At 38.2% G+C, this 12,802-nt stretch carries 13 protein-coding genes; all 13 read left to right on the top strand.

Annotated elements, in window-relative coordinates:
- Positions 1–40: 40 nt before the first annotated feature.
- Positions 41–1,942 carry an ATP-dependent zinc metalloprotease FtsH gene (ftsH, locus tag ACM6HU_RS17380; RefSeq protein WP_016116919.1) on the top strand — a complete coding sequence of 634 codons (1,902 nt, stop codon included), beginning with the start codon at positions 41–43 and terminating at the stop codon, positions 1,940–1,942.
- Positions 1,943–2,168: 226 nt separating this feature from the next.
- On the top strand, positions 2,169–2,957 hold the full coding sequence (locus tag ACM6HU_RS17385; RefSeq protein ID WP_033671258.1) for a type III pantothenate kinase: 789 nt from the start codon (positions 2,169–2,171) through the stop codon (positions 2,955–2,957).
- Between the two features lie 6 nt (positions 2,958–2,963).
- Positions 2,964–3,839, top strand: a complete 876-nt coding sequence (hslO, locus tag ACM6HU_RS17390; RefSeq protein WP_003194276.1) for a redox-regulated molecular chaperone HslO — start codon at positions 2,964–2,966, stop codon at positions 3,837–3,839.
- Between the two features lie 119 nt (positions 3,840–3,958).
- Positions 3,959–4,882, top strand: a complete 924-nt coding sequence (gene cysK, locus ACM6HU_RS17395; protein ID WP_016116921.1) for a cysteine synthase A — start codon at positions 3,959–3,961, stop codon at positions 4,880–4,882.
- A 211-nt stretch (positions 4,883–5,093) separates the two neighbouring features.
- A complete protein-coding gene (gene trpE / locus ACM6HU_RS17400) occupies positions 5,094–6,491 on the top strand; it encodes an anthranilate synthase component I (protein ID WP_016116922.1) in 1,398 nt (465 codons plus the stop codon).
- Positions 6,492–6,496: 5 nt separating this feature from the next.
- Complete coding sequence (gene pabA / locus ACM6HU_RS17405; RefSeq protein ID WP_033671259.1) at positions 6,497–7,084, top strand: aminodeoxychorismate/anthranilate synthase component II; 588 nt, start codon at positions 6,497–6,499, stop codon at positions 7,082–7,084.
- A complete protein-coding gene (gene pabC, locus ACM6HU_RS17410) occupies positions 7,078–7,950 on the top strand; it encodes an aminodeoxychorismate lyase (protein WP_016116924.1) in 873 nt (290 codons plus the stop codon). Before pabA ends, pabC begins: the two co-directional genes overlap by 7 nt.
- Positions 7,943–8,785 (top strand): dihydropteroate synthase, encoded by an 843-nt coding sequence (folP, locus tag ACM6HU_RS17415; protein WP_077295494.1) that lies wholly within the window; start codon positions 7,943–7,945, stop codon positions 8,783–8,785. The genes pabC and folP overlap by 8 nt, the downstream gene beginning before the upstream one ends.
- Positions 8,786–9,148 (top strand): dihydroneopterin aldolase, encoded by a 363-nt coding sequence (folB, locus tag ACM6HU_RS17420; RefSeq protein WP_016116926.1) that lies wholly within the window; start codon positions 8,786–8,788, stop codon positions 9,146–9,148.
- The gene (gene folK / locus ACM6HU_RS17425; RefSeq protein WP_016116927.1) at positions 9,145–9,660 is read left to right on the top strand and encodes a 2-amino-4-hydroxy-6-hydroxymethyldihydropteridine diphosphokinase; all 516 of its coding nucleotides are present in this window, start codon (positions 9,145–9,147) and stop codon (positions 9,658–9,660) included. Before folB ends, folK begins: the two co-directional genes overlap by 4 nt.
- Positions 9,612–9,815 (top strand): helix-turn-helix domain-containing protein, encoded by a 204-nt coding sequence (locus ACM6HU_RS17430; RefSeq protein ID WP_000387032.1) that lies wholly within the window; start codon positions 9,612–9,614, stop codon positions 9,813–9,815. The genes folK and ACM6HU_RS17430 overlap by 49 nt, the downstream gene beginning before the upstream one ends.
- Before the next feature lie 23 nt (positions 9,816–9,838).
- Positions 9,839–10,837: a tRNA dihydrouridine synthase DusB gene (dusB, locus tag ACM6HU_RS17435; RefSeq protein ID WP_016116928.1), complete on the top strand. Its 999-nt coding sequence runs from the start codon at positions 9,839–9,841 to the stop codon at positions 10,835–10,837.
- 163 nt (positions 10,838–11,000) lie between these two features.
- On the top strand, positions 11,001–12,500 hold the full coding sequence (lysS, locus tag ACM6HU_RS17440; protein ID WP_016116929.1) for a lysine--tRNA ligase: 1,500 nt from the start codon (positions 11,001–11,003) through the stop codon (positions 12,498–12,500).
- Positions 12,501–12,802: the final 302 nt, after the last annotated feature.

Here is a 12,802-nt window from a genome sequence, read left to right on the forward strand (position 1 = left end):
CGATTTACTATAGTGTTTATGCCGTGAGAGGAGGTTAGGAATGAATCGTATCTTCCGTAATACCATCTTTTATTTACTGATATTCTTAGTAGTGATTGGAATCGTGAGCTATTTTAATGGTTCAACACAAAAAACAACATCAGTTAGCTACGATAAATTCATTACTAAACTTGAAAAAGGTGAAGTGCGTAATGTGCAGCTTCAACCAAAAAATGGTGTGTTTGAGGTAAAAGGACAATTTAGCAATGCTAGTCAGGAAGAACAATTTGTTACTTATGCACCAAATACTGAAGAATTACAAAAGAAAATTAATGACAAAGCGCAAGGTGCTGAAGTGAAGTATCAACCAGCAGAGGAAACAAGTGCTTGGGTGACATTCTTTACTTCTATCATTCCGTTTGTGATTATCTTCATCTTATTCTTCTTCTTACTAAATCAAGCTCAGGGCGGCGGTAGCCGTGTTATGAATTTCGGGAAAAGTAAGGCGAAGTTATACAATGATGAAAAGAAAAAAGTGCGCTTCAGAGATGTAGCTGGAGCAGACGAAGAGAAACAAGAACTTGTTGAGGTAGTAGAATTCTTAAAAGATCCTCGCAAGTTTGCTGAAGTTGGTGCCCGTATTCCTAAGGGTGTTCTGCTAGTTGGACCTCCAGGTACAGGTAAAACATTGCTTGCACGTGCTGTTGCAGGTGAAGCTGGCGTTCCTTTCTTCTCTATTAGTGGTTCTGATTTCGTAGAGATGTTCGTTGGTGTCGGTGCTTCCCGTGTACGTGATTTGTTTGAAAATGCGAAGAAAAATGCTCCTTGTATCATTTTTATCGATGAGATTGATGCAGTAGGTCGTCAACGTGGGGCAGGTCTTGGTGGTGGTCACGATGAACGTGAACAAACGCTAAACCAACTTCTTGTTGAAATGGATGGATTCGGTGCAAACGAAGGTATTATTATCATCGCTGCAACAAACCGTCCTGATATTCTTGACCCAGCGTTATTACGTCCAGGACGTTTTGACCGTCAAATTACAGTGGATCGTCCAGATGTAAATGGACGTGAAGCGGTACTGAAAGTACATGCACGTAACAAACCACTTGATGATGATATTAACTTAAGAGCAATTGCGACTCGCACACCAGGATTCTCTGGTGCAGATCTTGAGAACTTATTAAACGAAGCTGCATTAGTAGCTGCGCGTCAAGATAAAAAGAAAATTGACATGTCTGATATCGATGAAGCGACGGATCGTGTTATTGCAGGTCCTGCGAAGAAAAGTCGTGTTATTTCTGAAAAAGAACGTAATATTGTCGCATTCCATGAAGCGGGCCATACTGTAATTGGTGTCGTGCTTGATGAGGCGGATATCGTTCATAAAGTAACAATTGTTCCTCGTGGTCAAGCTGGTGGGTATGCGGTAATGCTTCCGAAAGAAGATCGTTACTTCATGACAAAACCAGAATTACTTGATAAAATCACTGGTTTACTTGGTGGCCGAGTGGCTGAGGAAGTTGTATTTGGTGAAGTGAGTACAGGAGCTCATAACGACTTCCAACGTGCGACTGGCATTGCGAGACGTATGGTAACGGAATTTGGTATGAGTGATAAGCTTGGACCGATGCAGTTTGGAAGCTCACAAGGTGGTCAGGTGTTCTTAGGAAGAGACTTCCATTCAGAACAAAACTACAGTGATGCAATTGCACATGACATCGATGTAGAAATGCAAACGATTATGAAAGAATGTTATGCTCGTGCAAAACAAATTCTTACTGAAAAACGTGATAAGCTTGATATTATCGCAAAAACGTTACTTGAAGTGGAAACGTTAGATGCAGAGCAAATTAATCATTTATATGATTATGGAGTTTTACCTGAGCGTAAAAAGTCCTCTGAAGATGTGAAAGTGAATATCACAATGAAAAAAGATGATGAGAACGCAGAAGATAAATAAGAAATGAAGGAGTGACAATAGTCACTCCTTTTTTCTATGCTGAGAAATTTGTGTACTTGTATATAAATTTGAAGCTTCTTTGCTTTAAAAATTGAAATAGTGAACGATCTTTTTGTAAAATGGTGAAGATGGAAAAACTGATTATATAGGTATGTATGATATGATGGCATTATCAGTTTTGTACATACTGCACAAATATAGATTAAATAAGATAAGTGGTGAGAATATGATTTTTGTATTGGATGTAGGGAATACAAATGCGGTGCTTGGTGTATTTGAAGATGGGAAACTTCGTCAGCATTGGCGCATGGAGACTGATCGTCATAAAACAGAAGATGAATATGGTATGTTAGTGAAACAGTTACTTGAACATGAAGGCCTTTCTTTTCAAGATGTGAAAGGAATTATTGTTTCTTCGGTTGTACCACCAATTATGTTTGCCTTAGAGCGTATGTGTGAGAAATATTTCAAAATTAAACCACTTGTAGTGGGACCAGGAATAAAAACAGGTTTAAATATTAAATATGAAAATCCGCGTGAGGTTGGAGCGGATCGTATTGTAAATGCTGTAGCTGGTATCCAATTATACGGAGGCCCGCTTATTATTGTCGATTTTGGAACAGCTACTACATATTGTTATATTAACGAAAATAAGCATTATATGGGCGGGGTAATTACACCAGGTATTATGATTTCGGCAGAAGCTTTATACAGTAGAGCGGCTAAACTTCCTCGTATTGAAATTACAAAACCAAGTAGTATTATTGGGAAAAATACAGTAAGTGCAATGCAAGCTGGCATTCTTTATGGGTATGTTGGACAAGTGGAAGGTATTGTGAGGCGTATGAAAGAAGAAGCTAAACAAGAACCGAAAGTTATTGCAACTGGAGGATTAGCAAAATTAATTGCAGAAGAATCTAATGTAATTGATGTTGTAGATCCGTTTTTAACATTAAAAGGCTTGCATATGCTATATGAACGTAATGCAAATTTACAGCATGAGAAGGGTGAATAAATAAGTATGAAAGATTATTTAGTAAAAGCGTTAGCGTTTGATGGAGAAGTTCGTGCGTATAGTGTACGTACAACAAATATGGTAAGTGAGGCGCAAAGACGTCATGATACATGGAGAACTGCTTCAGCAGCACTTGGGCGTTCGTTAACAGCTGGTGCAATGATGGGGGCTATGTTAAAAGGTGATCAGAAGCTGACGATTAAGGTGGAAGGAAATGGCCCACTTGGCCCAATCTTAGTGGATGCTCATGCGAATGGAGATGTGCGTGGATATGTAACGAATCCCCACGTTGATTTTGAAGCAACAGAGCAAGGGAAATTACGTGTATATCAAGCGGTAGGTACAGAAGGATTTTTAACGGTAATTAAAGATATCGGTATGCGTGAACCGTTTATCGGGCAGTCTCCAATTGTTTCGGGAGAATTAGGGGAAGATTTCACGTATTATTTTGCTGTTTCTGAGCAAACGCCTTCTTCTGTTGGTATTGGTGTCCTTGTAAATGGGGATGATAGCATACTTGCTGCAGGTGGATTTATCCTGCAAATTATGCCAGGAGCACAGGAAGAGACAATCTCCTTTATTGAAGAGCGTCTGCAAAAAATCCCACCTGTTTCAAAATTAATTGAACAAGGTCTTTCGCCAGAGGAATTATTATACGAAGTACTAGGAAAAGAAAAAGTGAAGGTATTAGAAACAATGGACGTTCAATTTAATTGTACATGTTCTCGTGAACGTATTGAGAGTGTATTAATTAGCCTCGGTAAAAAAGAATTAGAACAAGTTCGTGAGGAAGAAGATGAAACGGAAGTGCATTGTCATTTCTGTAATGAGCGATATAATTTCTCTAAAGAAGATATTACAAACTTGATTGAAAGCTTGTAAACAAAAGGGTTTTCTAGCAATTGCGAATCATCTAAATAAATTGACAAGTAAGAAAAATTCTGTCAAAATTAAAATGTAGATAAAACCAATAAAAATACTCGGTGTTAGGAGTGACAGGAATGCGAGTGGCACAATCAGTTTCAGAATTAATCGGGAAAACGCCGATCGTTAAGTTGAACCGCATCGTAGAGCAAGACAGTGCAGACATTTACTTAAAATTAGAATTCATGAACCCTGGAAGTAGCGTAAAAGATCGTATTGCATTATCTATGATCGAAGCTGCTGAAAAAAAGGGATTATTAAAAGAAGGCGATACAATTATTGAACCAACGAGTGGTAACACAGGAATTGGTTTAGCGATGGTAGCGGCTGCAAAGGGCTATAAGGCAATTTTAGTAATGCCGGAGACAATGAGTATTGAACGTCGTAACTTATTACGTGCTTATGGAGCTGAATTAGTATTAACTCCGGGTTCAGAAGGAATGGGCGGCGCAATTCGTAAGGCAACTGAATTAGCGAAAGAGCATGGTTACTTTATACCACAACAATTCCAAAACCCGGCGAATCCAGAAATTCACCGTTTGACGACAGGGCCAGAAATTGTTGAACAAATGGGTAATCAATTAGATGCATTTATCGCTGGTATCGGTACTGGTGGAACAATTACAGGTGCTGGTGAAGTGTTAAAAGAAATATATAAAGATATTAGAATTTACGCAGTAGAACCTGCAGATTCTCCGGTGTTATCTGGTGGGAAACCAGGTCCGCATAAGATTCAAGGTATTGGGGCTGGATTCGTTCCTGAAACATTGGATGTAGAAGTATATGATGAAATTATTCAAGTGAAGACAGAACAGGCATTTGAATATGCGAGAAGAGTGGCTCGTGAAGAAGGTATTTTAGTTGGTATTTCTTCAGGTGCTGTCATTTATGCCGCGACAGAAGTTGCGAAAAAGCTTGGTAAAGGGAAAAAGGTTCTTGTAATTATTCCAAGTAATGGTGAACGTTATTTAAGTACACCGCTTTATCAATTTGAATCATAATTAGTATGGCCAGAAAAAGCATTCCTGAAAAGGAATGCTTTTTCTTTTTTCGTTTGAAAATAGTGAATGACTAGAAAACTTCATGTAAAATAAGTAGTAGTAAAGTTAAAATATTTTCACTAGCTCTCAGGGACGAGTATGTCATATTAACCATCTGTAATTTGGGGTGATTAGTCTAAGGGAGTGGGATAAAAGAAGACGGGGTGTTGGTATGCAGCGAAGAAAATCTTTAGCGCTTTCTGTTCCATATCATTTAGATTTTTTTAAGCAATATAAGTTTCTTTCTCAGAATAAGAATCAACATATTTTGTTAGAAAGTGGACGTGGGGGTCGTTATAGTATTGCGGGGCTCGATCCGGTAGCGGTGATTCAGGGGAAAGATGAAACGTTACATATAAGTGAAAGCGGTAAGGAAACAATAGAGAAAGGCAATCCGTTAGATTTAATGCAAAGGTATATGGAACGATGGAGAACGAAGCATAATCCGGACTATCCGCCATTTCAAGGTGGTGCAATCGGATATTTTAGTTATGACTGTATCCGTTATATTGAAAAACTTCCTTCCCTTGCGGAGGATGATGTGGATATACCTGACATATTCTTTTTATTATTTGATGACGTGTTTGTGTATGATCAACAAGAGAATGTGTTGTGGATTATTACGCATTATATAGATGAACGTGAGGAAGCGGAAAGTCGTTTAAATGAATGGAAGAGCCTTTGGATGAAGGAAATTCCTGAAGTTAAAGTGCCATTTGAATGTCCTGAAAATAGAAATGAAGCGGTAGCTTTTACAGAAGAAGGATTTATGAAAGCTGTTCAGCGTATTCAAGAATATATTGGGGCTGGAGATGTGTTTCAAGTGAATTTGTCTACAAGACAAGAGAAAACATTACAAACACACCCACTGGAGATTTATACGAGTCTTCGTGAAATTAATCCATCACCATATATGGGATATTTAGAGTTTGGAGATTTTCAAATTGTTAGCGGTTCACCTGAATTGTTAATTAAAAAGCAAGGGAATGAAGTGAGTACCCGTCCGATTGCTGGTACACGTTCTCGTGGGAAAAACGAACAAGAAGATGAGAGTTTAGCGAAAGAGTTAATTGAAAATGAAAAGGAACGTGCAGAACACGTCATGCTTGTGGATTTAGAGCGTAATGATTTAGGGAGAGTTTGTAAGTATGGAACTGTAGAAGTAGATGAATTTATGGTCATTGAAAAATATTCGCATGTTATGCATATCGTTTCAAACGTTCGTGGTGAGGTTGAAACGGATAAGGATGCTTTCGATTTAGTAAGAGCTGTGTTTCCAGGTGGAACAATTACGGGGGCACCTAAAATACGTACGATGGAAATTATAGAGGAATTAGAACCGGTTCGCCGTGGAATTTATACAGGTTCAATTGGTTGGATTGGTTATTCAGGAGATATGGAATTAAATATTGTGATTCGTACGCTTCTTGCAAAAGATGGCCAAGCATATGTGCAGGCAGGGGCAGGAATTGTAATTGATTCAAATCCGAAATATGAGTATGAAGAATCGTTGAAAAAAGCAATCGCCTTATGGCGTGCGAAAGAAAGCAGCGAAGAAACGGTTAGGTGAGAGAAATGATATTGATGATTGATAATTATGATTCATTTACGTTTAATTTAGTGCAATTTCTTGGGGAACTTGGACAAGAGCTTATCGTCAAGCGCAATGATGAAATTACAATTTCAGATATTGAACAAATGAAACCTGACTTTCTTATGATTTCACCAGGTCCTTGTAGTCCGAATGAAGCTGGTATAAGTATGGGTGTCATTAAATATTTTGCAGGAAAGATTCCGATTTTTGGTGTGTGTCTAGGTCATCAATCGATTGCACAGGTGTTCGGAGGCGATGTTGTTCGTGCGGATCGTTTAATGCATGGAAAAACTTCTCTTATGTATCATGATGGAAACCTGATTTTTGCAGACATTCCAAATCCATTTACAGCAACGCGTTATCATTCTCTTATTGTAAAAAAAGAAACATTGCCAGAATGTTTAGAAGTGACATCTTGGACAGAAGAGGGAGAGATTATGGCGCTTCGTCATAAAACATTGCCAATTGAAGGAGTGCAGTTCCATCCGGAATCCATTATGACTTCACATGGGAAAGAGTTACTGCAGAACTTTATTCGTAGTTATAGCCCCAGTGTATCGTCATGTTAATTTATGTAAATGGTGCATATGTGGAAGCGAGTGAGGCGAAAATCTCCCCTTATGACCATGGGTATTTATATGGGCTGGGGGTTTTTGAGACATTTCGTATTTATAATGGCTATCCGTTTTTATTAGACGATCATTATGAGCGTTTAATGGATGCCCTTTCTGTATTGCAAATTGAGTGGAAGATGACGAAAGATGACGTACTTCGTATTTTGCAGGAATTACTCGTGCGAAATGGATTAGAACATGCGTATGTTCGTTTTAATGTTTCAGCTGGTATAGGTGAAATAGGCTTACAGACAGGGCTATATGAAGAGCCTTCCGTTATTGTATTTATAAAACCTTTGACGGTTCCGGGTAAAGCGGTAGAAAAGAAAGGCGTTATTTTGAATCAAAAACGAAATACGCCGGAAGGGACGTTTCGTTTAAAGTCTCATCACTATTTAAATAACATTTTAGGAAAACGTGAAATTGGAAATGTTGTGAATAAAGAAGGAATCTTCCTTACTGAAGCAGGTTATGTAGCGGAGGGGATTGTTTCGAATCTCTTTTTTGTGAAGGAGGGTGTTTTATACACGCCGTCGCTGGAAACAGGGATTTTAAATGGGATCACTCGCGCTTTTATTATAAGAATTGCTGAAGTATTAGATGTACGTGTAGAAGAAGGTTTGTTTACACAAAAGGAATTGCTTTCTGCCGATGAGGTGTTTGTAACAAATTCTATTCAAGAAATTGTCCCACTTAATCAGATTGAAGAAGTTAATTTTCCAGGTAAAGAAGGGAAGGTTACAAAGTCTTTCATGTGTGTGTATGAAATGCATAGAGAAAGTCTTTGGAGCCGAAATGAACTGCTAAGAGGAGATGTGTAGTGTGAAGTGGAATTATGATTTGCGCTGCGGCGAATATACATTGGACTTAAATAAAAAAACATTAATCATGGGGATTTTAAATGTTACACCAGATTCATTTTCAGATGGTGGAAACTACGATGAGGTGAACGCAGCTGTAAGTCATGCGAGAGAAATGGTGAGTAATGGAGCTGATATTATTGATATCGGTGGGGAATCAACTCGTCCTGGTTTCGCGAAAGTTTCGGTGGAGGAAGAATTAGGGCGTGTAATTCCGATGATTCAAGCGGTTTCGAAAGAAGTGAAAGTGCCTATTTCTATCGATACGTATAAAGCTGAAGTAGCCAAACAAGCAATTGAAGCGGGTGCTCATGTTATTAATGATGTATGGGGAGCAAAGGCGGAACCGAAAATTGCAGAAGTTGCGGCACATTATAATGTGCCGATAATTTTAATGCATAATCGCGATAACACAAATTACCGTAATCTTATGGCGGATATGATTGCGGATCTATATGAGAGTGTTAAAATTGCAAAAGGTGCAGGTGTACCTGATGAGAATATCGTTTTAGATCCGGGTATCGGTTTCGCGAAGACGCCAGAACAAAATTTAGAAGCGATGCGTAATCTAGAAAAATTACATGTGTTAGGGTATCCAGTCCTTCTTGCGACTTCGAGAAAATCGTTTATCGGTCATGTTTTAGATTTGCCGGTAGAGGAACGTGTAGAAGGCACAGGAGCATCGATTTGTCTTGGTATTGATAAAGGCTGTGAAATGATTCGTGTTCATGATGTGAAGGAAATGGCACGTATGGCAAAGATGATGGATGCAATGATTGGCAAGGGGGTAAAATGATTGGATAAAATTTATATTCATGATATGGAGTTTTATGGCTATCATGGCGTATTTCCAGAAGAGAATAAATTGGGGCAAAGATTTAAAGTGGATTTAACAGTGGAACTGGATTTAAAACAAGCGGGCGAAAGTGATAACTTAGAGTATTCGGTAAACTACGGAGAGCTCTTTGAACTTTGCAGACAAGTGGTAGAAGATCGAACATATAAGCTTGTAGAAAGTATTGCGGAAAATATAGCGGCGAATATATTGAATCAGTACGTAAGTATTTTGCGATGTACAGTAAAGGTTGTTAAACCGGATCCACCAATACCAGGGCACTATCGTGCTGTGGCGGTAGAAATTACGAGAGATCGACCATGAAAAATGTAGTATACGTTGCGTTAGGATCAAATATTGGTGATCGTTATGTTTATTTATTGCAAGCGATTGAGCTGTTAAATAAAAATCCTCATATTCAAGTGGAGGATGTCTCTTCTGTATATGAAACAGATCCAGTGGGATATACAGATCAAAATCGTTTTTTAAATTTAGTTATAAAAATTTCTACCAATTTACCGCCGCAAGAATTGTTGAAAGTAACGCAAAAGGTTGAGATAGATTTAGGAAGAAAAAGGGAAATTAGATGGGGCCCGCGAACCATTGACCTTGACGTTTTGCTCTATAATCAAGAAAATATTGAAGCAGAGAATCTTATTGTGCCGCATCCGCGGATGTTCGAAAGAGCTTTTGTTATCGTTCCGTTGTTAGAGATCAATCAAGATATAAAACAAAATATTTCACGTTCGCAAGTAGATGAAATGAAAAGGCGAGAGGGAGTAACGGTATGGAAGCAGAAAAATGGGGAAGACGCATTCGTGCTTTTCGGAAATTAAAAGGTTATACACAAGAAGGTTTTGCAAAGGAATTAGGGGTATCTGTATCTGTTTTAGGAGAAGTAGAGAGAGGGAATAGAACCCCTTCTCAAGATTTTGTAGTAGAAGTTGCTAAGACATTAAATATTTCAATAGATGAATTAATGCCAAAGTGAGGATAAAAGAAGGAGACAGTCGAGTGTTAAAGATTGCAAACATTGAGATGAAGAATCCAGTTGTACTAGCACCAATGGCGGGAGTGTGTAACTCTGCATTCCGTTTAACAGTAAAAGAATTTGGTGCAGGTTTAGTATGTGCTGAAATGGTAAGTGATAAGGCGATTTTATTTAATAACCAAAAAACATTAGATATGTTATATATCGATGAGAGAGAGAAGCCGCTAAGTTTACAAATTTTTGGCGGTGAGAAGGAAACGCTTGTTGGTGCTGCGAAATATGTAGATAAAAACACAACGGCGGATATTATCGATATCAATATGGGTTGCCCAGTTCCGAAAATTACGAAGTGTGATGCTGGTGCAAAGTGGTTATTAGATCCAGATAAAGTATATGAAATGGTAGCGGCCGTTGTAGATGCTGTTGAAAAACCAGTTACAGTTAAAATGCGTATTGGCTGGGATGAAGACCACATTTTCGCAATTGAAAATGCTAGAGCTGTGGAACGTGCAGGCGGTCAAGCGGTAGCGGTTCATGGACGTACACGTGTTCAAATGTATGAAGGGAAAGCGGATTGGGATATTATTAAACAGGTAAAACAATCTGTGAATATTCCTGTTATTGGAAATGGTGACGTAGAAACTCCTCAAGATGCGAAACGTATGCTTGATGAAGTAGGGGTAGATGGCGTTATGATTGGGCGTGCAGCTCTCGGGAACCCATGGATGATTTATCGTACAGTAAAATATTTAGAAACAGGGGAATTAATGCCGGAACCAACAGTGCGTGAGAAAATGGATGTATGTATGTTGCACTTAGATCGTCTTATTGACTTAAAGAATGAAGATATTGCAGTAAGAGAGATGAGAAAGCATGCAGCTTGGTATTTAAAAGGTGTTGGTGGTAATGCGAGAGTACGTAATGCAATTAATACTTGTAATACTCGTGAAGATCTTGCCTCTTTATTAGGTGCATTTATAGAAGAAGTAGAAACAAAACAAAAAACAATTCACGTTGGTTAAAAGGAGGAAAGAGAGAACGTTTGACATTCCTTCTCTCACTACCTATAATTACGTGAAAGAAAGAAGAACTGCCAGTATACTACTGGCAGTTTTTCTAGTTGAGTAGAAAATGATATACTGTATATATTGTAAAATTTAATAGAGCTGGAGTGATATCAATACCATGGATAACATGAACCACGAAGAATTAAATGACCAATTGCTTGTTCGTCGTGAGAAGTTACATAACTTACGTGAACAAGGGATCGATCCGTTTGGTAAACGTTTTGAACGTACGAATTCAACGAAAGAATTATTAAACTTGTATGGAGAGTTCTCTAAAGAAGAATTAGAAGAGAAAGGAATCTCTGTTTCTATTGCTGGCCGTATTATGACAAAGCGCGGTAAAGGGAAAGCAGGTTTTGCGCATATCCAAGATTTACACGGACAAGTTCAAATCTATGTTCGTAAAGATGCTGTTGGAGATGAGCAATATGAATTATTTAATACAGCTGACTTAGGTGATTTAGTAGGAATTGAAGGGAAAGTTTTCAAAACGAACGTAGGTGAGCTTTCAGTGAAAGCAACAGGATTTACGTTATTAACGAAAGCTCTTCGTCCACTTCCAGATAAATACCATGGGTTGAAAGATGTTGAACAACGTTACCGCCAACGTTACCTAGATTTAATTACGAGCATGGAGAGCCGTGAAACATTTGTTACTCGTAGTAAAATCATTCGTGAAATGAGAAGATACTTAGATGATAATGGCTACCTTGAAGTAGAAACACCAATGATGCACGCGATTGCGGGCGGTGCCTCTGCTCGCCCATTCATTACGCATCATAATGCGTTAGATATGGAATTATATATGCGTATTGCAATTGAGTTACACTTAAAACGCCTTATTGTAGGTGGCTTAGAGAAGGTATACGAAATCGGCCGTGTATTCCGTAATGAAGGTGTGTCAACACGTCATAATCCTGAATTTACAATGATCGAATTATATGAAGCATATGCTGACTATGAAGATATTATGAAACTAACAGAAAACATGATTGCTCATATCGCAAAGCAAGTACTAGGTACAACAACAATCCAGTACGGTGAGCAAGAAATTAATTTAGAGCCAGAATGGACACGTCTCCACATGGTAGATGCAATTAAACAATATTCTGGAGCAGATTTCTGGAGCCCGATGAGCGTGGAAGAAGCACGTACATTGGCGAAAGAACATGGTGTGGAAATTAAAGATACAATGGAAGTTGGTCATATTATCAATGAATTCTTCGAACAAAAAGTAGAAGAAAAGTTAATTCAACCTACATTTATCTATGGACACCCAGTGGAAATTTCTCCGCTTGCGAAAAAGAATGATGAAGATCCACGCTTTACAGATCGTTTCGAGTTATTCATTGTTGCTCGTGAGCATGCGAATGCATTTACGGAATTAAATGATCCAATCGATCAAAAAGAACGTTTTGAAGCGCAATTAAAAGAGCGTGAACAAGGTAATGATGAAGCGCATATGATGGACAATGATTATATTGAAGCACTTGAGTACGGCATGCCTCCTACAGGTGGACTTGGAATTGGTATTGATCGTCTTGTTATGCTATTAACAAATGCGCCATCTATTCGCGACGTGCTGTTATTCCCAGCGATGCGTCATAAGCAAGACTAATCCAAGCTTTGGAGATTTCTCCAAAGCTTTTCTTTTTGTCATATAGTGAAGTTAAAATGATTCATTTACTATATAGAAGAAAGGTGTCTTTATGTAGGAGGATCGATACTGTTTTTATACTTTTTGATTAGGTTAAAAATTTTATTAAAAAACTATTGCATTTTAATAAATGAACTGGTATATTTATATTCGTTGTCACGAAAGACAACAAAGAAAACAAACGAAAACAACTTTTAAGACAAAAAGTTGTTGACGAAAATATAACAAAATGTTATATTGATAAAGTCGCTTCGGCGGCGATG

Origin of the sequence: Bacillus sp. IT-79MI2, from assembly GCF_949768135.1 — a bacterium.
GTDB classification, from domain to species: domain Bacteria; phylum Bacillota; class Bacilli; order Bacillales; family Bacillaceae_G; genus Bacillus_A; species Bacillus_A pseudomycoides.

Excerpts from the sequence above, each read along its gene's own strand:
- ftsH (WP_016116919.1), top strand. The coding sequence starts at position 41 with ATGAATCGTATCTTCCGTAATACCATCTTTTATTTACTGATATTCTTA.
- ACM6HU_RS17385 (WP_033671258.1), top strand. The coding sequence starts at position 2,169 with ATGATTTTTGTATTGGATGTAGGGAATACAAATGCGGTGCTTGGTGTA.
- hslO (WP_003194276.1), top strand. The coding sequence starts at position 2,964 with ATGAAAGATTATTTAGTAAAAGCGTTAGCGTTTGATGGAGAAGTTCGT.
- cysK (WP_016116921.1), top strand. The coding sequence starts at position 3,959 with ATGCGAGTGGCACAATCAGTTTCAGAATTAATCGGGAAAACGCCGATC.
- trpE (WP_016116922.1), top strand. The coding sequence starts at position 5,094 with ATGCAGCGAAGAAAATCTTTAGCGCTTTCTGTTCCATATCATTTAGAT.
- pabA (WP_033671259.1), top strand. The coding sequence starts at position 6,497 with ATGATATTGATGATTGATAATTATGATTCATTTACGTTTAATTTAGTG.
- pabC (WP_016116924.1), top strand. The coding sequence starts at position 7,078 with ATGTTAATTTATGTAAATGGTGCATATGTGGAAGCGAGTGAGGCGAAA.
- folP (WP_077295494.1), top strand. The coding sequence starts at position 7,943 with ATGTGTAGTGTGAAGTGGAATTATGATTTGCGCTGCGGCGAATATACA.
- folK (WP_016116927.1), top strand. The coding sequence starts at position 9,145 with ATGAAAAATGTAGTATACGTTGCGTTAGGATCAAATATTGGTGATCGT.
- ACM6HU_RS17430 (WP_000387032.1), top strand. The coding sequence starts at position 9,612 with ATGGAAGCAGAAAAATGGGGAAGACGCATTCGTGCTTTTCGGAAATTA.
- lysS (WP_016116929.1), top strand. The coding sequence starts at position 11,001 with ATGGATAACATGAACCACGAAGAATTAAATGACCAATTGCTTGTTCGT.